Annotated in this window: 18 protein-coding genes and 1 pseudogene; 15 read left to right on the top strand and 4 right to left on the bottom strand. The window is 72.2% G+C overall.

The genetic code is table 11. The features are described from left to right. Positions 1 to 23: 23 nt before the first annotated feature. The 3 genes and pseudogenes from ACI8AK_RS05040 to ACI8AK_RS05050 form a co-directional block, all read right to left on the bottom strand. Positions 24 to 278 (bottom strand): hypothetical protein, encoded by a 255-nt coding sequence (locus ACI8AK_RS05040; protein ID WP_456955289.1) that lies wholly within the window; start codon positions 276 to 278, stop codon positions 24 to 26. Positions 279 to 690: 412 nt separating this feature from the next. Then, entirely contained in the window at positions 691 to 975 is a 285-nt protein-coding gene (locus tag ACI8AK_RS05045; protein ID WP_456955290.1) for an HNH endonuclease, read from the bottom strand. 169 nt (positions 976 to 1,144) lie between these two features. Next, a pseudogene (locus ACI8AK_RS05050) lies at positions 1,145 to 1,447 on the bottom strand (YDG/SRA domain-containing protein); the annotation flags it as partial. 812 nt (positions 1,448 to 2,259) lie between these two features. Here ACI8AK_RS05050 and ACI8AK_RS05055 point away from each other — a divergent pair. Next, positions 2,260 to 2,475 carry a hypothetical protein gene (locus tag ACI8AK_RS05055; RefSeq protein WP_456955291.1) on the top strand — a complete coding sequence of 72 codons (216 nt, stop codon included), beginning with the start codon at positions 2,260 to 2,262 and terminating at the stop codon, positions 2,473 to 2,475. A gap of 1,487 nt (positions 2,476 to 3,962) precedes the next feature. Next, positions 3,963 to 4,889: a hypothetical protein gene (locus tag ACI8AK_RS05060; protein WP_456955292.1), complete on the top strand. Its 927-nt coding sequence runs from the start codon at positions 3,963 to 3,965 to the stop codon at positions 4,887 to 4,889. Positions 4,890 to 5,161: 272 nt separating this feature from the next. Here the strand turns inward: ACI8AK_RS05060 and ACI8AK_RS05065 are convergent, their stop codons facing one another. Continuing rightward, positions 5,162 to 5,803: a hypothetical protein gene (locus tag ACI8AK_RS05065; RefSeq protein WP_456955294.1), complete on the bottom strand. Its 642-nt coding sequence runs from the start codon at positions 5,801 to 5,803 to the stop codon at positions 5,162 to 5,164. Positions 5,804 to 6,592: 789 nt separating this feature from the next. Here ACI8AK_RS05065 and ACI8AK_RS05070 point away from each other — a divergent pair. The 13 genes from ACI8AK_RS05070 to ACI8AK_RS05130 all read left to right on the top strand — a co-directional run bounded on the left by ACI8AK_RS05070 (position 6,593) and on the right by ACI8AK_RS05130 (position 23,518). After that, positions 6,593 to 7,465: a hypothetical protein gene (locus tag ACI8AK_RS05070; protein ID WP_456955295.1), complete on the top strand. Its 873-nt coding sequence runs from the start codon at positions 6,593 to 6,595 to the stop codon at positions 7,463 to 7,465. Further along, positions 7,462 to 7,851: a hypothetical protein gene (locus tag ACI8AK_RS05075; RefSeq protein ID WP_456955296.1), complete on the top strand. Its 390-nt coding sequence runs from the start codon at positions 7,462 to 7,464 to the stop codon at positions 7,849 to 7,851. Before ACI8AK_RS05070 ends, ACI8AK_RS05075 begins: the two co-directional genes overlap by 4 nt. Then, the gene (locus tag ACI8AK_RS05080) at positions 7,851 to 8,660 is read left to right on the top strand and encodes a hypothetical protein (protein WP_456955298.1); all 810 of its coding nucleotides are present in this window, start codon (positions 7,851 to 7,853) and stop codon (positions 8,658 to 8,660) included. Before ACI8AK_RS05075 ends, ACI8AK_RS05080 begins: the two co-directional genes overlap by 1 nt. Next, positions 8,653 to 10,242, top strand: a complete 1,590-nt coding sequence (locus ACI8AK_RS05085; protein WP_456955300.1) for a hypothetical protein — start codon at positions 8,653 to 8,655, stop codon at positions 10,240 to 10,242. The genes ACI8AK_RS05080 and ACI8AK_RS05085 overlap by 8 nt, the downstream gene beginning before the upstream one ends. Then, positions 10,239 to 11,753, top strand: a complete 1,515-nt coding sequence (locus tag ACI8AK_RS05090) for an SCO6880 family protein (protein WP_456955302.1) — start codon at positions 10,239 to 10,241, stop codon at positions 11,751 to 11,753. The genes ACI8AK_RS05085 and ACI8AK_RS05090 overlap by 4 nt, the downstream gene beginning before the upstream one ends. Next, complete coding sequence (locus ACI8AK_RS05095; RefSeq protein WP_456955304.1) at positions 11,750 to 13,255, top strand: ATP-binding protein; 1,506 nt, start codon at positions 11,750 to 11,752, stop codon at positions 13,253 to 13,255. The genes ACI8AK_RS05090 and ACI8AK_RS05095 overlap by 4 nt, the downstream gene beginning before the upstream one ends. Further along, positions 13,252 to 14,412 carry a M23 family metallopeptidase gene (locus tag ACI8AK_RS05100; protein ID WP_456955306.1) on the top strand — a complete coding sequence of 387 codons (1,161 nt, stop codon included), beginning with the start codon at positions 13,252 to 13,254 and terminating at the stop codon, positions 14,410 to 14,412. The genes ACI8AK_RS05095 and ACI8AK_RS05100 overlap by 4 nt, the downstream gene beginning before the upstream one ends. A gap of 40 nt (positions 14,413 to 14,452) precedes the next feature. Further along, complete coding sequence (locus tag ACI8AK_RS05105) at positions 14,453 to 16,399, top strand: type IV secretory system conjugative DNA transfer family protein (protein WP_456955308.1); 1,947 nt, start codon at positions 14,453 to 14,455, stop codon at positions 16,397 to 16,399. Then, positions 16,396 to 16,965, top strand: a complete 570-nt coding sequence (locus ACI8AK_RS05110; protein ID WP_456955310.1) for a hypothetical protein — start codon at positions 16,396 to 16,398, stop codon at positions 16,963 to 16,965. Before ACI8AK_RS05105 ends, ACI8AK_RS05110 begins: the two co-directional genes overlap by 4 nt. A gap of 591 nt (positions 16,966 to 17,556) precedes the next feature. Next, entirely contained in the window at positions 17,557 to 17,853 is a 297-nt protein-coding gene (locus ACI8AK_RS05115) for a hypothetical protein (RefSeq protein ID WP_456955311.1), read from the top strand. A 3-nt stretch (positions 17,854 to 17,856) separates the two neighbouring features. Beyond that, positions 17,857 to 19,188 carry a hypothetical protein gene (locus ACI8AK_RS05120; RefSeq protein WP_456955312.1) on the top strand — a complete coding sequence of 444 codons (1,332 nt, stop codon included), beginning with the start codon at positions 17,857 to 17,859 and terminating at the stop codon, positions 19,186 to 19,188. A gap of 1,384 nt (positions 19,189 to 20,572) precedes the next feature. Then, entirely contained in the window at positions 20,573 to 21,235 is a 663-nt protein-coding gene (locus ACI8AK_RS05125) for a hypothetical protein (RefSeq protein WP_456955314.1), read from the top strand. Positions 21,236 to 22,543: 1,308 nt separating this feature from the next. Next, positions 22,544 to 23,518, top strand: coding sequence for a transposase family protein (locus ACI8AK_RS05130; RefSeq protein WP_456955315.1), 975 nt, complete (start codon positions 22,544 to 22,546; stop codon positions 23,516 to 23,518). The last annotated feature ends 830 nt before the right edge of the window (positions 23,519 to 24,348 follow it).

A 24,348-nucleotide genomic window follows, 5' to 3' on the forward strand; every position in this document is an offset into this window, starting at 1 on the left:
GGACTGCAGCAGAGTCGTGGCGGTTAAGGCAGGCGCACCTGCTCCGGCCTCACCGACGTCAGATGCCGACCCCAGCCGTAGTCGTGCAACTGCCGCCAGGTGACCGCGGCGCGCCAGCCGAACCCGTCGTCGCACAGCCGCCACGCGGTCTGCTCGCCGGGCCACCACTGCCCGTCGTTGAAGACGAGGACGTCACGGGGCGGGTCGAACAGTTGCCCATGGATGAGGCGCGGCGGCTGGAACACATGTTCGATGTAGCCGCAGGCGTCGGCCGCCATACGGTGCGACACACCGCTGCTGATGTCTCGTTAGGGAGCCTCAACCTGACAGGTGACGTGGCCGCAGGACTAGTCGACGTGGTTTCTCGCTAGATACGGTCCTGCCTGGTCTACGCCACTTGGCTGGGCCTCACGGGGATGCGGGGAGACGTGTGATGGTGGGCTTGGCGATCTCGATGATGATCACGATGCTCAGGCTGACGCTTGTGATGATGGTGTGGATGATGGCGTTGTGCGTCTATCTCGGGCTCGCCATGATTGCGTTTGTTAGCTGGGGGAGCGCCTCCATGGCGGCTCGAAGTGCAGGACAGCGCCCTCCGCGCTTTCGAGGCCCTCGATTCAAGGCTCCTCGTATTCGCCTTTGATCTACGCCGGGATAGCAGTCGGCTAACGTGCTGAGTCGACTGGCGGCCTACCGGATGCCTGCGAAGCGTTCGCGGTGGTACTGGACGGCAACCTCGTCGAGTCGGTGCCGCGGATGTGTCCGCAGCGACCCAAGCGGCGTCCGGTCCGCGGTCCGGAACACCCGGGCGCCGTCGATGTAGATGGCGCCCTTGTCGAACAGCACGTGATCGTTGGGGCACAGGCACAGGACGTTCTCGACGACGTCGGGGCCATCGTGAGGGCGGCCGAGGGCTCGGATGTGGGCACCCTCGGCGTAGGCGCCGCCGTCGACCTCGAGGCGGATGCCGCACACCTGGCACGTGTGGTCGTGCAGGGTTCTTCACCCACTGGGTGATGGCGCTGTTGCGCACGACCCGTTGGCTCACGCTGACGGCACGCCCGGGAGCCTGATCGCCCTGTGGGACTGGTGCGGTGGGCGACGCGGCACCCTCACGGGTCCAGTCGGTACCCCCGTCAGCCTTCTCGAGCACGAAACGCCACACCAGCGGGCCGTCGACGCTCGGCTCAGACCAATGCTCCGCGACGATGTAGAGCCCGTCGTAGCGGTACCCGGGCGTAGGGGCATGGGGTGACCCGCGGTGAGCCCCGCGGATGACACGGACCGGCAAGCCCCGCTCCTCGGAGCGCACCAGTGCCAGGTTGCCGCGGGTCAACTCCTGGTCGCGGACCTGTCGGCCGTTGCCGTCCTGCCCGCCCTGGCCGGTGTAGATGATGCGGTCGAGGTCGTCGGGGTAGCCACCGGACACGATGATCGCGTCCGCCCATCCTCGTACGCGCCGCTGATGCCGGCCTGTCCATGCCGCGGGCGACCGCCGGCCCGCGCGGTCAACTGCGGCTCATGACTGCCGCGGACGGCGCGGTGCCCGACTGGTCGACGCTGGTCATCGAGGGGCCTGTCGGGGCAGTGGGGCGGCACGGCGCCGTGTGGTTCGAGTGGACGGCAACAGTCCACTCCAATGACTAGGGCCTCTCCTGCGGATCATGTGCGCCGTGACTGCTGGCGGTGTCCCTAAGCGGCCCATTTAGGGACAGTAGGGCGAGTCCTCCCCACCTCGACCCGCCAGGGGTTCCAGAGCAGGGGCGCCAAGAAGACGCCCAGAGTCAGCGGCGAGGGCCTGCCGCGCCGGTCCGTAAGCCCCTTCCTGGCGGAATCGGCGACTCCTAGCCTCGGTTCATGACTCGGAAGCCACTGCGGTGCTGGTTCGGGTTTCACTCCTACGTCCAGCGACATCCTGACGGCGAGCAGCCCTCGACGGTGGACGACAAGATCTGCCGGATGTGTGGAAGGCGCACCGGCCCCCCGTTCGGGAGTGCGCCGCACGTCTTTCCCGGGTGATGTTCTCAGCGGTGGTGGCGGAGGGGTAAGCGGCCAGAATGTGGCCCTAAAGCCGCCTTCAGGGACAGGGGTGGCGGCGCACAAGATCCGCAGGACAGGCCCTAGTCCCGGTCAGACGATCTACAGCGGGGTCAGGCCGGCGCCGTACGGATCACCCCACCTCCGTGGGGAGCACCTGGAGATCACCGTCTCCTTTTCTGGCTCGGGGAGGCGAGCAATCCCGACCTCCCGGAGTTCCCCATGGAGATGCTGTGGTGTGGCGGTTCCATGGACGTAGCACCAGGGCAGACGGAGACAACGGACATCGGTGAGGCGACCGGCTCGACATTGCTGGTTGTTGAGGGCGGCTCGATCACCACGGTCGATTTGGCCATGACCGTCCATCTCGATGAAGCGGCTTCCTCGGAGGTCGGCGACCCCGGCGCCTGTGGCATCCCGTTCCAACCGGCCGGCTGAGGTCCATGCCTGAAGACGGCTACTCCTCGGGGATCTGAGCCGCCAACCCGTCCGGTACCTGACCCCGGCATCATCCCCACGGCTAGTTGCAGGAACCGAAGAGCAGGCCCTCCAGCCCTTCAACGAGGGGATCACTGCCACCTCTCTGTGGGCAGTGCGCCGGCCGGAGATGCCTCAGGTCGGTCAGGACGGGATCACCCCGACAACGCGTGGGGAACATGCCGTGTTCGCCGTCGGATACGGCTGTAACAAGGGATCACCCCCACGTACGTGAGGAGTACCGAACGTCACGCTTGCGCAGCTGGTGCAGCCAAGGATCACCCCCACGTCCGTGGGCAGCATTGTCCGGTCTCGGGGTTGATCGCGATGTTGAACGGGTCACCCCCACGTCCGTGGGGAACCGAAGGCCACCCTGGTGATCAACCCTGGGAGCTTCGGGTCGCCCCCACGTCCGTGGGGAGCACCACTTCTGTCACGACTTCGCGCACGAGAACGCTGGACCACCCCCATGTCCGTGGGGACCACCACGTCATTCCCGCGTATGACCGCCTGGTTACCGAATCACCCCCACGTCCGTGGGGAGCACCGGCGGAGCGTCGCGTGTAGATGCTCGAGTACGGGATCATCCCCGCGTTTGCCATGGTGCAGACCGCTGGTGGCCGTGGCGTGACAGTTCTATGGATGGCCCACATGTCCGTGGGAGCACAACAAGCCCTGCACCGTCGCGTCCTTGGTTCGGGACTACCCCCCACGTCCGTGGGGAGCGCCCTCGGCGTGGGCTGAGGCTTCGCGAAGCGCGGATCACCCCCACACCGCGTGGGGAAACACGCCGTGTTCGCCGTCGGGTACGGCCGTGGCAAGGGATCACCCCCATGTCCGTGGGGAGCACGCCGCCGGGTTCGCCTGCGTCGCCATGACCCGGGGTTCCACTCCACCTCCGTGGCAACGCAGCATGGTGCAGCTGTTGAGCATGACGCCGGAGGGATCACCCCACGTCCCGGCTCATGAGGCGGCTCTCCGCGTAATCGAGAACTCCGCTTGGAGACCGACGTGCACGAGGTCCGTCCTGTGCCCCCTCGCGCAACGGCAGACCACGTCCGGGCACACATGTTTTTGCGTCTAGATGTGGCTGCTCAACTGCCCCTCCGCGGCCATCCCGGCCCCGCGAGCGGGTGATCACCTGCGCGGACTCGAAAGCGGCTTATCTAGCCTCAGCCACGTGCGCAGGCCCCGGCACAGGATGACTGCAGGAGCGCCTCATCCTGTGCGTGTGCGGTCCGTCTGTCGGTCGGTCCTGCCATCGGTTGGCAACTTCGTCCTGAAAGATTGAAGAGGCGAGGGATGTCTCTTCGGTACCTCACTTTCCCTCAATATTAATTTGCCTAACGCCCACTCAGTAGCGCTTACCCTTCCGTGGAAGTTCGTGAGTTTTCCTCGGCCGCCCGCAGCGTCCCCGCGGTGACGGGGCACTCACGTACCGTTGACTCGTGCTTCGCTCGGCGTGGATCAAGTGGGCTCGCGCTGTCGAGCACCAGAAGGCCTTTGCCCGGGAGATGCGGGAGTTCGACCTCGACAGCGCCTTCGAGTACGTCCAGTTCGACAACACCGGCGCCCGCGAGGACCCGCTGGTCCGGATAGACTGGCGGCTGCGGGTTAAGAAGGAGTACCCGGAGCGTTGGAGCATCCTGCTTGGTGACGTCCTGGGCGACTTCCGTGCTGCCCTAGATCATGCGATGTACGACGCGGTAGTGGCGCACGCCGGCCCGCCGACCCGTCCCGAGGATGTCTACTTCCCAATCCACACCGACGTGCACAAGTTCGGCAAGGCCCGACGGAAGCTTGCCTCCCTGGTCGCTCCTCCCGTCTGGGAGATGATCGATGCGGTTCAGCCGTTCTACGGCGGCGACCGGGCGCACACCTCCCCGTTGCAGATCCTGCGCTGGCTCTCCAATCGCGACAAGCACCGGCAGGTTCACGTAATCGGCCGGACTGCCGTCGACATGGGGCCGTTCGTTATCCGGTCTGAGGCACCGCTCGAGGTCGTCCATGAGTGGCGACGTGAAGGCGAGATCGGGCACGGCTCGGTCGTCGGACGGCTCAAGGTCCGTCGTCCTGTGGATCCGCAGTACTTCGACGTCATGCCGACGTTCGCCTTCGAGGCCTCCATCCAGATCAGCGACGAGCCCGTGGAGTACCGCCCGCTGGCCTCCGCGATGGACGTCATCCGGGAGAAGACGCTCGGGATTATGGCCGGGTTCGCCCAGTTGCTCGAGACACCGTTCCCGGAGGGTCTTGAGCTCGGTGAGCAGCACGACGCCTACGCAGTTGACCGAGGCGGTCACGCCGCCTTTTTCACCGGGCTTGACGGAGAGCGTCGGCGGCTGGCATGGCCGACTCCTGACGCCAAGTCCTGATTGCCGCGGGCAGGCAACGCCAATCCAGCACCGACAGCTGCAGGAGCACGGTGAAGATCACGTCGGTCAGGTAGATATCCCCGTCGTGCTCGACGTGGTCGACGCTGCAGAGGAAGTCGGTGCCCTTGTCGGCGGTGTCGGTGTGGTTCCACTTCTTCAGCCGTCCGGCTCGCGGGGTGTCGCACTGAGTGAACTCGCCGTACAGTTGGCCGCTGACCTCGATCGATTTCTGCCGGCGGCGCTGTCCGCACGGCGGGCTGGGGCGTGCCCTTTCACGTCGCCGGCGGTCGCAGCCCGTGGGCCTTCAGGAAGCGTCGCCAGTCGGCGACGCACTGCTGGGCCAGGCGCAGCGCATCTCGGTTGGTTGACCGTTGATTTTGTGAGCGGTAGGTAATCTGCACTCGATGCCCCTTGGGCCACATCTTGAAGGATGAGATGCGGGCCTCCATATGAGTCGGGCTCTTCCGCGTCCTGTGCTTCGCCGTATTCGCGTAGCCCCCGCAGATGGTGAGGGCTCGGCTGGCCTTGATGGCGTGGTCAATGGTGCCACGTGAGATGCGTGGGGTGATCCGATCGTCGTTGATGAGCCAATCCCCGAGACTCCAGCAGTCGAGGAAGAACTCGTCGACCCGACGCCGCATGTCTTCTCGATCGAGTCCGGCAGACGGCGTGTATGCCTTCTTGAGCCGATCGAGGGCCCGCAACACCCGTTCCCACCTTTCCCACCAGCGGGGCTGCTGGTCCGGTCGGATCTCCAACTCGGGGATCTGATCCGTAGTCCTACTGAAGTCATTCAGCGTCACGGACTTGGCTTTGGCAGTTCTCCCGCAGGCTGGACACGGCTCATCGTCTGGAACGTCGGTGCGGTCCGTCGTGCAGTCGGCGCAGGCAACGGCGCGGCTCTGCTGTCTCACGCACCCAGGGTCTCCCATGTGGTCCGGTCAGGGTGTCCTCTTGTCCACAGCCCCTCGGCCTCTTCATGGCGCGGACCAGGTGCCGCAACCAGGGGCGTTGTTAACAGGCGGCGTGGTGGCTTGATGACGAGGGAGCCCTCCGGAAGGGGTGGCGGTGCTTGACGGCGCCGTGTCCAACCGTAGGTCTTCGTGGCCCACGTTAATGCCCGCACCACCGTCTATGCCCGAAAGCTGATCGTCGCTCGTGTCCGGGCCAGGCATCGGCCCGGCGCGGGGGCCAAGCAGCTAGGCGGGAGCCGACGGACGGTGCCCAAGTGCCGGGTCCCCCGGCGTCAAGCAGGACCTGACGCTGGGCGGCTTCGGACTATGCAGCCCTCGGAGACCTCCGGGGAGACCGTAGGACGGCCTAGCGGAAGCCGCCGCCGCGCTCTAACCGGCGGCGGCTCCGTCACGCGTGCCGCCGCTACGGATCGCTACGCCCATGAAGAGGGTGCCAACCTGCTGATCGATTCCTGAGTAATTCTCCAGCGCTCGACCGATGCGCCGATAGCGCCTTGCAGTTCTATGCAAGAGTCGCACCAGGTCGATCTGTGGCAGCCGAATGCTTGCGGATCGGTCGGCCCTCGACGACTGGAGGATGACCGGAGCCGCGTCGACACGGTCGGCGGCATGCATTTCTCTGCAGCGTCGTCCGGTCGTGACACCACCCCGGGCCCGTCGGGCCGTTGCCCGATTCCCCCGGCGTCGGCGGCGACCGCTGGTCTCACTAGGACTGGTGAGCAACGGCCTATGACGGTCGAGTCGATGAGGGCGGCGGTCCTCGCGATCCGGGCCGGCGCCTTCGACGGCCGGAGCAGCACTGGCGTCGCCATCGGCGACGGCGTGGGGGGCGCCTCGGCGGAGGCCCAAGCGTCCCGCTCGGATGACGTGCACTGGCCCTGGGCCGAGGCCCACATCGGCGGTTCTGTGGTGCTGGTCCTGGCAGGACATGCCGGTGCCGGCGCGTCGATGGTCGCACTGGCGGTCGCGGAGGGCCTGGCTCTCGATCGGCCCGTGCAGCTGGTCGAGTACGCGCCGCCTGCGCGATCGGGGCTTGCGGTGGCGTCGAGCATTGAGCTGGGCGCGGACGGGGCCGGGTGGCGGCGCGGCCGACGCGGCCATCTCGACGTCTTCCGCCTGACCCGACGCCCCGGCGATGAGGGGCTTCCGCGGCTTCCCGCGGCGGACGACGCCGAGCCGGTGTCGGTGGTCGACGTCGACTGGCCCCTCGCCGTCGCGCTGCTCTCGGCCGCCGACGGGACGGTTGGGCAGCGCACCGCGTGCGTGGTTGTGACCCGGGTGACGGTGCCCGCGGTCCGGCAGGCCGAGCACGCGTTGTCCACGCTCGGTGGCGAGGCCGTGGTGGCCGCGGTGGGGCCGGTCCGATGGCCGCGGGTTGTCGAGGCCGGCTGCGGGCCGATGCTGGGAGAGCTGCGGTCCCGTGGCCAGGTCGTGCGCGTTCCGCTCGACCGGCGGCTGGAGACCACCGGCCTCAACGGGGACCGGCTGCCGAGGCCGGTGACGTCCGCCGGTCGGGCGCTCGCGGCGCTGCTCGCGCCCGGCCTGCCCCCGGCTCCCCGGCACCGCCGGCGGGCCGCCGCCCCGAAGGGAGAGCGGCCGTGACGGCGGCAGTGCGCGTCGTCGCCGCGCCCACCCTCGTCCGGGTCGCCTCGGCTGCGGTGCTCGGGGTTCCCAAGACGGCCGGGCTGGCGTGGTGGGTGCTCGTCGAGGAGCCGGGGGAGGAGGCCGCGGCGGTCTGCCCCGAGGCGCCGCCCGGGATGCAGGCCTTCGCCGACGACGTGACGGCCTGGGTGAAGTGGGGGGTCCTGGCGCTGATCGTCATCAGCGCGGTGGTGTCGCTGGGCGCGATCCTCGCCGGGCGGATCTTCTCCCACCCGCACGCCTCCCGGTACGGGGCCATGGGCGTCGCGGTGGTGGTGCTGGTGGCCATCACCTACACGGTCATCCTGGTCATCCTCGACTCGATCACCGGCAGCGGGTGCACCTGATGCGCCGCCGACCGGAACGGGACGCGGGCGGCGCCTCGGAGTGGAGCCCGGCCCGGCTACTGGCGGTCGCCGTGGCGAGCGCGCTGGTCGCGCTGGCGGTGCTGGCCGGGGTGGTCCTCGCGGTCGTCGCCGCCCTGACCGGCGACGAGCCCACCGCGCCGGCGGCCGGGCGAGGGGCCCCGCCTTCCTCGACGGCGGTGTCCCGGGAGGACGCGCTGGCGGCCGCGCCGATGCCCAGCGCCGACCCGGACTACGCGCTGCCCGGCCCCGTCGCGACGCGGACCGCCGAGGTCCTCGTGCTGCCGCGCGCCACTGGCGTGGGCGCGGCCGACGTGCCCACCGGCTTCCCGCACACGCCGGAGGGCGCGCTCGCGCAGCTGGCGGCCCTCGACCTCACGGCCATGGAAAGCGGCTCGATGGACGGGGTGCGGCGGGTCATCACCGCGTGGGCGGCGCCGGGCGGGCCGACGGCGGAGACGTGGAGCGGGGTGCGCGGCATGGCGCGGCTGCTGTCGGCGGCGGGCCTGTCGAGTGCGGGATCGCCGGAGCTGGCCGTGGTGGTCCGGCCGGTGATGGGGCTGGTCAAAGGCACGGTGGGCCCGGACTTTGCGGTGGTGTGCGTGGACCTGGAGTTCACCGTCACCGTGGCGCGGACCGTGCGCGTGGCGATCGCCGACTGCCAGCGGATGGTGTGGACCGGCGGGCGGTGGGTGATCGGCCCCGGGGCTGAGCCGGCGCCGGCGCCGTCGATCTGGCCGGGCACGGAGGCGGCGAGCGCCGCCGGCTACCGGGAGCTGCGCCATGGCTAGGCCGGCGTTCCCGCGGCGTCGTGCCGTGCCCGCCCGCCGGGTGCTGCTCGTCGCCCTGCTGCTCGCACTGGCCGGCGCGTTGGCGACCGCCGGTCCGGCGGCGGCCGCGCCGCCGGGACTGGCGTTCCCCGCGGACCCGGCCACGGGGGAGGAGGTCCTGCCGTGCCTGCCGACCGACGTCTTCTGCACGGCCGGCGAGGTGGCCGGCGCTGTGGTCGGCGACGTGTGGACCGCCGCGATGTTGGCGCTGTGGGACGCCGGGCTGTGGCTGCTGGGCCTGGCCTTCTCGGTGGTGGATGCGCTGGCCACGCCGGACCTGTCCGCGGACGGCCCGCTGGTCGGGATCTATCCGGTGACCTTCGGGATCGGCGCCGCCGTCGCCGCGGTGACCGGCCTGGTGCAGCTGGGCGCGGCCGCGCTGCGCCGGGACGGGCAGACCCTCGGCCGGCTGCTGGTCGGGCTGGCGCAGTTCGGTCTGGTCTGGACCGGCTACGTCGGGGTGGCGGCGCTGCTGGTCACCGGCGTCTCGGGGCTGACCACCGGCCTGCTGCGCGGCCTGCTGGACATCGACACCCTGGCCGCGTTCGACCCGTCGATCGACGTGGCCCGCGACGCCGTCGACGGCACCGTCGCCACCGTCCTCGGGATCAGCTCGGTGTTCCTGCTGGTGCCGGCGAGCGTGGGCTACCTGCTGCTGATGCTGGTGCGGGAGGCGGCGCTGCTGGTGCTGGCGGCGACGTCGGCGATCGCGGCCGGCGGCCTGCTGGCGCAGGCCTCGGGCGCCTGGTTCTGGCGCAGCCTGCGCTGGTTCCTGGCCGCGCTGCTGGTCTCCCCGGTCGCCGTGCTGGTCCTCGGGGTCGGGGTGACGATCACCGAGGGTGTGGTCACCGGCGCCGAGGAGACGAGCACCGGGTCCGCGGCCGGCACGGCGGTGGTCGGCTGCCTGCTGATCCTGCTCGGTGCGGTCTGCCCGCTGGCGCTGTTCCGGCTGCTGGCCTTCGTCGACCCGGGCACCTCGAGCGGTGCGGCGCTGCGCTCGTCGTTGGCCGCCTCCGGTGGGCTGCTGGGCGCGCTGCAGAAGGCCAGCGGCGGTGCCGCGGAGGCGGCCGCCGCCGGGGCCTCCGGCGGGGCGTCCGCGTCGGGGGCGGCGGCCCGGACGGCCGGGGACCGGGCGCAGGGGGAGTCGACCGCGGACGCGGCCACGAGCGGCCGGTTCACCGGCGCGCTGCGCGCGCTGACCGTCGGGAGCTCGGAGGCGGGGCGGGTGGCGGCCGGGGTCGCGGCGTCGGCGGCCGACGTGCTGTCCGGCGCCGGCGTGGGGCACCCGGCTCCCTGGTACGGGCAGCCGCCGGCCAGCCCGAGGCGGGCAAATGGCACCGGCTCCCTGGTTCGGACGGGCGCACCCAGAACCCCCCACCGCGGCGCCGGTTCCGACGACGGCGAACCACCGCCGGCGGAGTCGGGGAGCCCGGACGGGATCTCGCCCGCCGCCTGGCCCGCCGAGCACCTCGACCCCACCTTCCCTGACCGGTTCGACGGGTCCGACGGCTCCGACGGCCCCGACGAGGACGGTGCGCGGTGACCGGCGTCCGCTACGGCGACTACTCCCGCGACGTGTCGGGCTGGTTCCTCGGCATGACCGGCGCCCAGCTGACGCTGGTCACCGTCGCCGGGATCCCGGCGCTGCTGGCGCTGAACGCGCGGGCGTGGGGGCTGCTGCTGGGATGGCTGCCGGTGTGGGCACTGCTGGCCGCGGTGCTGCTGGTGCCGGTCCGCGGCCGGGCGGCCGGCTGCTGGCTCGCCGACCTGTGCGTGCACGCGCTCGGCGCAGCGCTGGGCTGGACGGTGTTCGGCTCGAAGGCCGCCGCCGGCACCGGCGACGACCCGGCGACCGCCGACCTGCCCGGCGTGCTCGCCGCCGTCCGCACCCACGACGGGCCGCCCTACGGCCCCACCATGGACCGGCCGGTGATCGTGCAGGACCGGGCGGCGCGCACCTGGGCGGCGGTGGCCCGCATCGACCACCCCGGCATCGGGCTGGCCGAGCCGGACCAGCGGGACCGGATGGGCGCCGGCCTGGCCGAGCTGGTCGAGCTGGCCGCCCGCACCGAGCTGGTCGACAGCCTGGCGGTGCAGGTGCGCACCGTGCCTGACGACGGCGCCGAGCGCGCCGCCTGGGAACGGGCGCACGCCCGCCCGGACGCCCCGGCGCTGGCCGTCCGGGTGAACGCGCTGCTGGGTGCGGCGCTGACCCCGGCCGCGGTGCGCACCGAAGCGTTCGTGACCGTCGTCGTCGGGGAGGGCCGGATCGGGCGGGCGGCGCGGGAGGCCGGCGGCGGGGTGGACGGCCGCGCCCGGGTGCTGCACGGGGTGATGGCCGAGGTGGAGGCCGCGCTGCGCGGACCGGTCGGCTGCACCGCGGTGACCTGGCTGGACTCCGCCGCCCTGGCCGCCGCGGTGCGCACCGGCTTCGCGCCGGGCGACCGCGGCCCGCTGGTCGCCGCCGACCTGGCCGCCGCCGACGGGCGGCCGGTGGCCACCGGGGTGCCGATGGCCGCGGCCGGCCCGACCGGCGCGCGGGCGGAGCTGCGGCACTACGTGCACGACGCCTGGGCGTCGGTGACCGACACGGTGCTGTTGCCCGACTCCGGGGCGGTGCTCGGCGCGCTGGCGCCGGTGCTGGTGCCCACCACGGCGGGGGAACGGCGCTGCCTCACGGTGTTCCTCGCGCCACTGCCGCTGCAGCGCGCCACCCGGCTGGTCGGGCGGGAGGCGATGAGCGCTACCACCGGCAACGAGCTGCGCGCCCGGATGGGGTTCCGGACCCGCGCCCGGCAGCGGCGGGACACCGAGCGGATCGGCGTCGCCGACGAGAAGCTGGCCGCCGGGCGGGCGCTCGTGCGCCCCGCGCTGGCCGCCTGCGTCACCGTGCCGGGCACCTGGCCGGTGGCCGAGCACGGCCGGCGGCTGGACGCGTCCATCCGCGCCGCCGGGTACGTGCCGCTGCGGCTGGACCTGGCGCAGGACTCCGGGTTCGCCGCCGCGGCCATCCCGCTCGGGATCGGGCTGCCCGACCGCCGGGGGCGGCGGTGATCCGCCGCGCGGCCCGGGCGGGGCGGGGCGTGGCGGTGCTGCTCGACGACTTCGGCCACCGGCTGCCCGCCGTCCCCACGGCGCCGCGGGCGGCGCGCGACCGCGGGCCGTTCGCCGAGCCCGTGCCGCGGCGCGGCCCGCGGGGCCGCGGCCGGGGGCGGGCCGCGACGCCGGCGCCGCTGGCGGTGTGGCGGATGACGTCGGAGCAGACGCCGGTGGTGTGGCCGCTGATCGCCACCTCCGGGCTGCCGCCGACCGGCGCGCAACTGGGCATCGACCTGCTGTCGGGCGGGGCGTTCTACTGCGATCCGGTCGGCTGGGTCACCGACGAGGCGATCCCGGTCACCAATCCCAACGTCGTCGTGTTCGGCAAGCCCGGCCGCGGCAAGTCGGCCACGGTCAAGGCGTTCGCGCTGCGGATGCTCGGCTACGGCTACCGCACGCTGGTGTTGGGCGACACCAAGGACGAGTACGAGCCGCTGTGCCGGGCGCTGGGCGTGGAGCCGTTCGTCGTCGGCCCCGGCCTGCCCGCCCGGGTCAACCCGCTGGCCCTCGGCCCGCTCGGGCACGGTTGGGAGCACCTCGCCGCCGCGGAGGCGCGCCGCCGGGAGGCGGTCGTGTTCGCCCGCTGGCTGGTGCTGCTCCGCGGGCTGGTGGGGTCGCAGGCGGTGCCGTTCGGCCCGGTGGAGGAGACCGCGGTGGGGGAGGCGCTGCGGCTGCTCACCGGCCACCGCACCGCCGCCACCCGGCTGGCCGAGCCGACGATCCCGCGGCTGTGGCGGGCGCTGGACGACCCCGCGCCCGAGCTGGTCGAGGCCTGCCGGTACGCCGACCGGCGGCACTTCCTCGACGCCACCCGGCTGCTTCGCGACGCGCTCGGCGCGCTGGTCAAGGGCTCGCTGGCCGGGCTGTTCGACGACCACACCACCGTCGCCGTCGACTGGCGTGCCCCCATCCAGTCGCTGTCGCTGTCCCGGCTGGAGCCGCTCGGCGACGCCGCCGTCGGCATCGCGCTGACCTGCCTGAACTCCTGGGGGCAGGCGATGCGGGAGATCGCCGACCCCGGCGACCTGCGCATCGTCGTCCGCGACGAGACCTGGTGGCAGATGCGGCTGGGACCTGAGGCGATGAAAAGCCTGGACGCCAACCTGCGGCTGTCCCGCCGCGACGCCGACGTGCAGGTCCTGCTGGCGCACAAGCCCTCGGACATGCTCACCGCCGGCGACGCCGGCTCGCAGGCGGTCGCCATCGCCCGCGACCTGCTGCACCTGTGCGACGTGAAGGTGCTGCACGGCCAGGACCGGGCCGTCGGCGACGAGCTCGGCGCCCTGCTCGGGCTGACCCCGACCGCGCAGCGGGTGGTCACCGGCTGGGCGGTCGCCGGCAAGGGCCGGGCGCTGTGGCTGGTCGGGGACCGGGCGTTCCAGGTGCAGACCGTGCTCACCGCGCCGGAGCTGCGGCTGACGTTCACCAACGAGGCGCTGACCGGCGGCCCGGCATGACCGGCAGGGCCCAGCGCGCGGCGCGGGCCTGGCTGTGGAGAGCCGCGGCTCCGGTGGCCGTGCCGGTGCTGGCGGCGCTCACCCTGCTGCTCGTTCCGCTGGCGATCCTGGCCGCCCCGGGGGCGGGCTCCCCGGCGGCCTCGGCGGCGTGCTCGGTCGGCGGCACCGGCACCACCGTGGCCGGGATCGACCTGGACGCGGTCCAGATGGGCCACGCGCAGACCATCGCGGACGTCGCCGCCGCCCGCGGGCTGCCCGCGTACGCGGTGACCGTGGCGCTGGCCACCGCCTGGCAGGAGTCGCGGCTGCGGATGCTGGCCAACGACGGCAGCAGCCCCGCACTCACCGCCGGGCAGGCGGCGGTGACCGCCACCAGCCTGGACTTTGCGCACGACGGGGTCGGCTCCGACCACGACAGCGTCAATCCCTTCCAGCAGCGCTGGCTGGCCGGCTGGGGCACGGTCGCCCAGCTGATGGACCCGGTCTACGCCGCCGAGGCCTTCTACCGCCGGCTGGTCGCGGTGCCGAACTGGTCGACGATTCCGCTGACCCGTGCCGCGCAGGCCGTGCAGGTGTCGGCCTACGGCGGCGCCTACGCCCGCTGGGAGCCGCTCGCCCGGGAGCTGACCGCCGCGCTGTGGCCGACCGCCCAGGCAACGGCCGCCGATCCCGCGGACGCGGCGGCCGGGATCTGCCCGGGCCTCGCCGTGGCCGCGGGGTCTTGGATCCGGCCCACCGCCGGGACGGTCACCTCCGGCTTCGGCACCCGCTGGGGCGCGCTGCACGCCGGCCTCGACCTCGCCGGTCCCCGCGGCGCCCCGGTCTACGCCGCCGCCGACGGCACCGTGACCCGGGCCGCGTGCACCAGCGCCTACTGCGACCGCGACGGCGGCCTGGATGTGGCCGGCTACGGCAACCTCGTCGAGGTCGACCACGGCGCCGGCGTGACCACCCGCTACGGCCACCTGTCGGACTTCACCGTCACCGCCGGGCAGCAGGTCCGCGCCGGGACGCTGCTCGGCTACCAGGGCTCCACCGGCAACAGCACCGGCGTGCACCTGCACCTGGAGGTCCGCGTCGACGGCGCCCCGGTGGACCCGGTGCCCTGGCTGGCCGCGCGCGGCGTCGACCTGTCCGCGACCACCGCCGCCGGCTGACCCGGCACCCCCCACCCGCCGGCACCTCGAGGAGGACCCCGTGCGCATCTCCGGATCCCACTCCGCCCCGGCCGGACTCCGGTCGCGCGCCGACGTCGGCCCGGCCGGCTGGGAGATTCCGGCCGCCGCCGCGCTGACCTGGCTGGTCGCCGCCGCGCTGCTGCTGCCGGCCGCCCGCGCAGCAGTAGCTGCGGTGGCCGGCGGCGGCTGGGTGTGGCCGACCGGGCCGCGCGCGCTGGCCGCCGCGGTCGGCGGGCTGCTCACCGGCGACGCCACCGCCGGCCTGACCGCCGCCCAGGCCGCGGCCACACCCGCGCCCGGCGCCGTCCACACCGCCGTCGCCGCCGGGGCCGCGGGATTCCTCGCCGCCACCGGCGCGGGGGTCCGGGTGGGCCGGCGCCTCCTCGGCGGCCCCACCGGCCTGGCCGGCCGCGGCCAGGCCGCGCAGGTGCTCGGCCGCGCCCGGCTGCGGCGGGTCGCGGCGGTGATCCGGCCCGACCTGTTCGCGGCTTCCGGCGGCCGGACCGGGCGACGGCGCGCTCCCGATCCGTGGGCGGTGGGGTGGCGGCTGGGCCGCGCCGCCGCGCCGGCGGCGGGGGAGCTGTGGGTGCCGTTCGACCGGACCACCGGCGTCTACGGCCCGCAGGGCTCCGGCAAGACCCTCGACCTGCTCGCCCCCGCGCTGCTCGGCGCCCCCGGCGCGGCCCTGGTCACGCTGACCAAGGCCGAGGACCTGCTGCTCACCGTCGACGCCCGCGCCGCCGGCGGCCGCCCGGTGGCCGTGCTCGACCCGTTCGGCGCCGTGCCCGGCCTGCCGGAGCTGGTGTGGGACCCGGTCGCCGGCTGCGCCGACCCGAGTGTCGCCGAGCGCCGCGCCAAGGCCTTCGCCGGCGGCACCGTCACCGGCGCGGTCGGCGGCGGCCGCGCCGACAGCGCCGCCCGCTTCTACGCCTTCGAGGCGGCCAAGGTGCTGCAGGCATTCCTCCACGCCGCCGCGCTCACCGGCGGCAGCATCGAGGACGTCCTCGCGTGGGCCGCCCATCCGCAGGCCAGTCCGCAGCCGGCCGACATCCTGCGCGGCCATCCGGATGCGGCCCCGCTGTGGGACGGGCTGCTGCACGGCGCGCTGCACGGCGACGACCGCACCGCGGGCAACACCGCCACCACCGTGCAGCAGGCGCTGGGCCTGTTCTTCCAGGCCGACCTCCGCCGCCGCTGCACCCCCGGGCCGGGCCGGCCGGCCACCGACCTCGCCGCGGTGCTCGCCGCCGGCGGCACCGTCTACCTGCTCGGCCGCGACGACCCGTACGCCTCGGCGGCGCCGCTGCTGACCGCACTCGCCGAGCACGTCCTGGACACCGCCCTCCACTTGGCCGACCGAGCGCCCGCCGGGCGGCTGTGCCCGCCGCTGCTGGCCTGCCTGGACGAGCTGCCCTCCACCGCGCCGCTGCCCACGCTGCGCACCCGGATGGCCAACGACCGGGCCCTGGGCGTGAGCTTCCTCTACGCGGCGCAGACCTGGCGGCAGCTGGTGGTCGTCTACGGCGAGGACGAGGCCCGCGCGCTGTTCGGGCTGACCAACGTGCTCGTCGCCTTCGGCGGCGGCAAGGACGGCGGCTTCAACCGGGACCTGTCCGAGCTGACCGGCACCACCCGGGTGCGGCGCACCAGCTACACGTCCGGCCGCGGTGGGTGGGGCCGCTCCACGCATGGCGAGGACGTGCCGGTGCTGCGGCCCGAGGAGATCCGCGGGCTGCCGCCGGGCCGTGCGCTGGTGGTCGCCGAGCACGCTCCGCCGCTGATCGCCGCACTCGACCGCTGCCTCACCGGCCGCCGCGGGCGGGCGCTGCTGGCCGCGCAGGCCGCCGCGCGCGCCCGGGTCGCCGCCGCCCGCGCCGCCGCGTCCACCGCAGATGAGCGCACCGACCGGGCACCCGCGGCGGCCGCCCGCGTCGACCTCGCGCCCGGCGGGGAGGAGGCGGCGTGACCGAGCTGGTCATTCCGTTCCCGGCGCCGCCGCGGCTGGTGCGCACCGCCCTGGAGCACCTCCGCCAGGCCGAGGACGCCGGCCTCGAGCCGGCCGGCCTGCCGCTGCTGGACCGGCCCTGGGACCCGGCCGGCTGCGCGCCGTCCCTACGCGCGCAGCTGTGGCCGTGGCTCGACGCCGTCGCCGGCTGGCTCAACGCCACCTACGCCTGGCAGACCGCCTCCGCCATCCCCGCCTGCTGGCCCGCCCATCCGCACCTGGCCACCGAGCTGGCGGTGCTGGCCTGCCTGCGGGCCGCCGCCGCCGACGCCGCCACCCCGCACCCGCTGGAGGAGTGGCACCGCTACGCCCTGCCCGCCTTCCACGCCCGGATGGCCGAGCGGCTGGGCATCGGCTGCCCACCCGGCCGGCACCTCGACTGGCCGGCCCGCTCGTGGGCCGACGCGTACGACACCGCGGAGGCCACCGCGGCGCGCCGGGACCTGTTCGCCGGCGACGCCGGCCGCCGGCGGCCCGGCGCCGCGACCGGCCCGTCGGCCCGGCCCCTGCGTGGAGTGACCCCGTGAGCGGCGGGGACCGGCCCCGGCCGGGTCGCGGCGACTGGGTGACGCTGACCGGCGGCGTCCGGGTCAGCCGGGTCTGGATGACCCGGCACACCCCCGGCCTGCTGGCCGCCTGGTGCGACGCCCCCACGGCCGAGGAGCGGCGTGCGGTCGCGGTCCGCATCCTGCAGATCGCCGGCGCACTGGAGAGCGAGCCCGACGGCGGCGACCGGGCGTCGGCCGGCCGGACCTGGGAGGTCCTCGTCGGGCGGATCGACCCGCGCCTGGTGGACGGCCCGGACTGGCCGCCGCTGGCCGCCGCGCTCGACCGGGCCGCGGCCGCCGGCTACGACGTCGCCGCTCGGCTTCCCGTCCTGGCCACCGCGGCGCCGCTGCCGCATCGCCATCCGGCGCGCGAGCTGCACTGGCGGCTGCTCGACGACTGCCCGGCCGCCCTGCCGAACCCCGGCGCTCCGGCCGTGCGGCTCTCCGCTGAGGGAGACCGGGCGGACGTCCACAGCCCGACCGGCGCCCCACAGCTCCGCCGCGACACCCCACCGGACGGCGCCGCGGCGCAGCGTCGACCCGTGCCCACCCCACCCGAGGAGACCCGCCATGACCGTGCCCCCGATCGCCGATCCGCTCAACCACGCCGCCGCGCTGCTCGACGCCGTCGGCGCCGACCGCGAGCAGGTCCCCGCCGAGATCGCCCTGCACTGCCTGTACGCCGCCGAGCTGCTCGAGCTGGCCGGCGCCCGCCCCGCGCCGGCGGAGCTCATCGACGGCGACGTCCGCCTCACCCTGCGGGTGGCCATGGCGGCGCTGGCCGACCTGGACGAGGACGCCTTCGCCCACCCGCCGGTGCTCGACGCCGCCCGCGCCGCCCGCCGCGCCCTGCGCCGGCTGGGCTGAGCGGTGGCCGTCTCGGTGCAGCAGCTGCTCGACGACCTCACCGCCCGGACCGGCGCCGGGTCGCCGACGGGGACCGTCGAGGACGTCACCGGCGCGCTGGCCCACCTCGGCCGGGCGCTGACCGGGCTAACCGACGACGGGCTCAGCCCGGCGGCCAGTGCCCGCCAGCGCACCGCCACCGAACTCGCCGGTGCGTGCGTCAGTGCCGGCCGGCTGTGGCCGCGCACCGGCGGGCCGCTCACCGACCTCGCCGGCGCCGCCGCCGACCTCGTCGGCCGCGACCGGGCCGGCATGGGCCGCGCGCACCGGTGGGCGGTCACCGTCGAGGTGGCCGAGGCGGCCGACCGGTGCGCGCGGTCCGGTCGCCGGCAGCTGCCGTCGGCGGCGGCCCCGGAGCTGATCACCGTCCGGCGGCTGGCCGCCGCCGTCGAACGCGACGCGCAGGCCGATCCGCCGACCGCCGCCGGCTACGCGGTGCTCGACCGGCTGGTGCCCCTCCCGGGGCCGCCGCCGGGCGGGACGGCCGTCACTGCCCTGGACGCCGCCGCGGCGCTGGTCGCCGCCCTCGACCGGGCGCGGCGGGCCGACGACCTAACCGTGCGCGACTTCCGGGCCGCCGTCGCCGCCGCCGAGCTCACCAGCCGCTCCGCCGCGCTCACCGCCGGCCGGGCCGGGGAGGACGCCGGACCGCTGGTGCTCACCGCGCTCGCCTGGCAACTGGCCGGCCGCGCCAGCACGGTCTTCCACGACGGACGACGGGCGGACCCGGCCGATCGCCGGGGCGTGGTGCGGTGCGCGCAGGCGCTCGTCCGCTTGCTGCGCGACCAGGTCGACGGGTACGCCGACACCGCTGGGCGAGGTGACCACCACGAGCTGGCGGACGGAGCCGCGGCAGTTGGGTACGCGGTCGGCCAGCTGCCGGTCCTCGCCGACCGGCTCGTCGCCGCCGTCGACCGCTGGTCCCACAGCGGCCGGCTGTACGCGAACGCGCGGGACCTGCCGCCCATGGAGGACATGCCCGGGGACCGGGTGACGGCGGTGATCGCCGGACGTCCGGTGCAGGCTTCCGGCGCCGACCTCGACCGTCTCCGGCTGGTTGTCGGTCGGGCCGCGGAGCTGTCAACCGGACTGACCAACGCATTCACTGTCGCCGTCCCCCTTGCCGCCTCGCTTCCGCGGCGCTCGGCCGGCAGGAGCGCCCGAGAGGCGCAGTTCTACGGATCGTTCGAGCGACTTCTTGACCGAGCACAACTCGCCGCGTCTCCGGCGGCAATCACATTCAAACGCAAGGCTCCTCGGGGCGGCGCCCGCCGAGGACCTCAACCCGACGTTTGATCGCAGGGAACGTCGACCGCTTTACGTCACCCCTGACGCACCGTTAGTCAAGCAAGTTGAAACTGGTTCAGTGGTTGTGGGTGATCAAGGATCGTGTAACCTACTGGCCGGTGATGTAGGTGCGCCAACAGTCGCGGTCAGTGCAGCAGCCGCTGGGCAACTCCATGTTGTGACGCCAATAGAGCTGCGTCAGCGGTGCAACTCATGGCACCTACCGGGGGTTCTCCGGATAGGCGACTCCGATGTCGACTCCAATCTTCACGCGGTTGATATTGCAGGCTGTGAGCGAATCGCTGACAACTACAGGCTCGGCCAAAGTCCCACCGACAGCAATTGCGCGGACTTGGCGACCGGCACACCCGGGCGGGAGCTTGGCCTCAGATAGTTCAGCTTTTGCCTCTGGGGTGTCAAAGAAGACGACACGTACCGCTATTGGAGCTCTTATCGGAGTCTCGGGTGGAGGTGTTGTGGCTGCGATGAAGACGGGTATTGCTAGGATGGGCACAGCTCCCACCGCAAGAATCACCGTCCGTAGATGTGCAAAGCGACGGCGCGTCTCAAGCAGGTTGGCGGCTACGGCAATCCGTTGCGCAGTCTCTTCCGCAGCAGTCACTCGGGCTGTCAGTTCGTTCTCGTTTGCGTCGGTGTATCGGATCTTGGGTGACCGCTCTTTGTCCAAGTCTGCATCAACTTCCACCTCGCCCTTTTGGCGATAGGTGGCCAGTGCATCATTGAGTGTCGCAAAATGCCGGTATAGTTGTGTAGGTTCTAGTGTCGTTTGACCAGTGCCCAAAGTTCCCCGTAACCCACCGAGCTGCTCTTTGAGCCAATGGTGTTGCCATCCTCCCAGCGCTTGGAGATGTGCGAGCTTTCCTAAAGTCCACCCTGGATGGACAAGAACACGTACAGCTTGTCCGAGAATCGCCGCAGTTGCGGCCAGCGCTAGAATGCTCGCGACGATTGCCACAGCAAGGCGACCCACGTGTTCTGTAGTGAGTCGCCCGATAGCTGACAACTGGACGCCAGCCATGAGGACTGCAAACACCGACGCTGCGGCGGCAACAAGCCATCTCGCGGCCGCCTGGATCGAGTCGATCTCCGACTGTTCCGGGGGTGGTGCGGCCGGGGGTGGTGCGGCCGGGGGTGGTGCGGCCGGGGGTGGTGTGGCCGGGGGTGGTGTGGCCGGGGGTGGTGTGGCCGGGGGTGGTGCGGACACTAGACGGTCCTCCCCTTCAGCTACGCTACTAGCGGAGTAGTAGACCTGGATGGCCGATGTCGCAGTCGTCGCGTGAGGCAACGAGCGGTTGCAAGATCGAGATACTAGGATGATAGTATCTTCCGGGTTTGCAGAGTAGACGTCCTTGGAGGCGACATGGGTACGTCAGTGTTGACGCCGTACCGGTTCGCGGACCGCACGGCGCATCGCTTCGACGAGGCAAGGATCTATACGGTCACCGAGCTGAACCAGCGGACGGCTCCGGTGCTGGAGGAGATCAACCGGCGTGGCAAGCCGGCAGCCGTGACGCGTCACGGCAAGTTCCTCGCGATGATCACGCCGCTCGTGGGCGCTCAGGTTGAGTCCGTCGTGCTCACTCAGGGTGAGCTTGCTGAACGCTTCGTGCGCGAAGCCCGCGACGTCCAGGAGGCCGAGGAGGACTCGGGCGGCTTGTTGTCGGACGAGGAAGTCGCGACACGATCGCAAGGCGACCGTTGGAGCGACGCGGGACAGACCTTGCAACAGGCGATGCCGCATAGGTTCGACGAGGCGATGGTCTATACGGTCACCGAGCTGAACCAGCGGACGGCTCCGGTGCTGGAGGAGATCAACCGGCGTGGCAAGCCGGCAGCCGTGACGCGTCACGGCAAGTTCCTCGCGATGATCACGCCGCTCGTGGGCGCTCAGGTTGAGTCCGTCGTGCTCACTCAGGGTGAGCTTGCTGAACGCTTCGTGCGCGAAGCCCGCGACGTCCAGGAGGCCGAGGAGGACTCGGGCGGCTTGTTGTCGGACGAGGAAGTCGCGACGCGATCGCAAGGCGACCGTGATTAGTACTTGCCCAACCGCGCTGACCGCGGACGTTGGCACCCGCGTCGGCTGACATGAGGAAGACCTCCGGGTGAGGTGTGGAGCTGTATGGAACCGCTCATCAGCCCGGAGGTCTTCGTGTTCCAAGTAAACGTCACCCTGATCCTGCGCGACCGGCTACTGCTGGCCCCGCTGTGTCCTGATGGCTGGTCGCCGGGGGCAGAACGCCTCGCGCGGGCGGGTATGGTCGAGCGATCCTTCAGGCGCAGGGCGTTCCGCGGTCCACTCAAACCCGCCATCGGAGCGGCGAATCCTGGTTCTGCGGGGTCACGCCGCTCGGGCTTGGCGCGCATCGCGATCCAGTCGGGGGCTCGCCGTCTCCACGATGGGGGGTGCTGCTACGGCGCTCCGCCGACATCTTGCTAGCTACGAACGTCAGACACCCGACGAGCTACTGCACGTCGATATGAGAGCCCGCAGGGTTCTCAGCGGCGGCGGGGAACGACAGGCAGCTAGACCGCTCCTCAAGCCACGGCTGAGCGCCAAAGCGGTGCTGGGTCCGGCGACGGTGACGTGCGAAATGGGCATTGTCTCGTAGGCGGCACCGTGGCATGCCGCCGAAAGGATCGATGGGTCGCCCTCAATTGGCTCGGTGGCTCAAAGACCTTGCAGTAGTCGATGGCGGGGACAGGCGTGTGCCTGGTGAATGGGAGCAAGGTGTCTCAAGACGTGGACTTCGTCTCCGCCATGGCTCATCAGCGATGAGAGGTGAGCCTTGGTTGAGCCCGCTAATCAATCCCACCGCGTCCACCGGCGGTGTACGGCCCCCCAATTATGACCGAGCGGCCCTCAAGGGCATCTACTTCGTGCTCGTCGATGCCACAAAGCTCCCCTAGTCATCGCCGTTTCGGGCGCCAACCGGCACAGCAAGGTGGTCGAGCCTCTGCTCGACTAAACGTGCGCGCTCAAGGGCGCTGGGCGTGGCCAGCGGTCGGGCCAGTCGCAAGCGGACGAGGGTGACGACAACCGCCGGGTCCGCTGCAATCTGGGCCGCCGCGGGATCACCGCCCGCATCGCCCGGCTCGGCTGCGACTTTGAGCGAACGGCTCGGCCGCCATCCCTGGGCTTCCAGCGGGCATGCGTGGCTGCTGTCCTGCAAGAGCCTGGCCCTGCGCTACAACTGGAGCGGCGTCACAATTACTAGCCTCGCTCGGTTGCCTGCATACTCATCTGCGCACGCCGCCCACCCGCGGACTAATGCAACGACTTCTTACGACCTCGTGCATGGTTGGCAGGGCGGCTTGCTCATGAAGGACGGAGCAAGGTCGTGGTGTGTCGAGGAGCCTGGCCCGTGCCGCCGCTGTCGCCGATCGCCATGTGACCGGGCTGTCCCGGGAAGTGCTTGCTGAGCTGGTCGCCGAGCTGGGACCACGCTGGCAAGCCCGCCAGGAGGCACGGTTGGCCGATCGGCCGCGGCGGCGGGCGGTGGGAGCCGGTGCCCGGTACCGGCTGGTGTTCCTTGACCGGCTGTTGGCCACCCTGGTGCACCTGCGCCACGGGGTCACCCATGACGTGCTGGCCTGCTGGTTCGGGGTGTCCCGGTCGACGATCACCCGGGCCGTCGGCGAGGTACGCCCGCTGCTGGCCGAGCGCGGCTGCACCGTCGAAGGCGGGGTCCGGCTGCGCACCCTGGCCGACGTGATCGCCCACCTGGGTGCCAGCGGGCAGCTCGGCCTGCTCGATGCCACCGAGGTCCGGGTGCGCCGCCCGGCGGCCCACAAAGCCGGCCGGGCTCGGTTCGTCTCCGGCAAGGCCCGCGCCAACACCGTCAAGGCGCTGGTGATCACCGACCCTGCGGGACGGCTGCTGCTCTGCGGACACAGCCGTCCGGGCTCGATCCATGACCTGACCCAGGTGCGCCAGGCCGGCCTGGTCGAGCTGCTGGCCCTCATCCCGGGCGTCACCTTGCTGGCCGACGCCGGCTATCAAGGGCTGAGCACCCAGACCGCCGGCGCGGTCCTCACTCCGCGGCCGGCCCGGCGCAAGAACCAGATCCCGGTCTTTCCCGCCGTCGCCGCGGCACACGAGGCCGAACGCCGGGCTCACGCGTCAAAGCGGATCCGCGTCGAGCACGGCATCAGCCACCTGAAGAACTGGCGAGCACTGTCCCGGCACCTCGGCCGACGTGAGCACCTGGAGACGATGCTGCCCGCGGTCGCCGGACTGGTCTCCAGCCAGGAACGAGCCCCACGACCTGAACCGCTCCACCGTTTACCGAAGGCTTTACCGGCCGGCACTGCCGCGTGACTGCACGGGCCCCGAGCGGTCCACGACCGCCCGTCGCTAACCATGCACGAGGTCGTTAGCGAGGGCCAGCTATAGCACTTGATCCCGCAGCTGACGGGGCTGCGGTGGGGCTTGCCAGGTCGCTGTAGGTTCTTCGGCCAGGCCAAGCTCTGCTTGGCATAGCTGCCACGCCAGGTTGCCACCGTCGGCTCCGCTCAGCCGACGATCGCCGCGGTCCGCTTGCCCGGCTCCCTGTCCGTGGCCCACGGGACGATCGGGGCGCGTTCCACCTCCTGCGCCGGCGGCCCGGTCCGGACACTCCGCCTCAGCTCCCTCTGAGGTGAGCTCGCCCCCCTCACGAGGTGAACCTCCGCCTCTTTCGCTTCTGTGCTCGGGGCGCTACAAAGAGTCGGTGGACCGGGCCAAGTGGACCGCATCTGCGGTCGAAGACCTCGTGACCAAGGTCAAGACTGATCGGGTCCAGAAAGAACTGCAAGAGGTCGCTCGAACATCCCTGGACGACCCCCCGGGCGGATACGGAGGTATGGGGGCGGATGGAATTCGCTGGAGAAAGGGAGTCTCGGCGCAAAGTCGCGCCGCCCTAGAGTTGGCTGAGGCTGCGGGTCGCAATCTCGATGATGGGCGGGAACAGGCCTGGAATTTCGCCTTGGTGTACTGCTCAAAGACGCGGATAGCGCGGCCGGACATATATGTAATACTTGGAGTGCTGACCGAGGGAGAGTTGCTGGCGGCTTACGGTAGTCGATGACCGTGGGCTTGGTTAGGGGCCTGGCTGGGATGCCCTTGAGGTGCGCGGATGCGAGTCACCTCTGTCGGTAGACCGCTAGCCG

The organism is Geodermatophilus sp. SYSU D00867, from assembly GCF_054050315.1.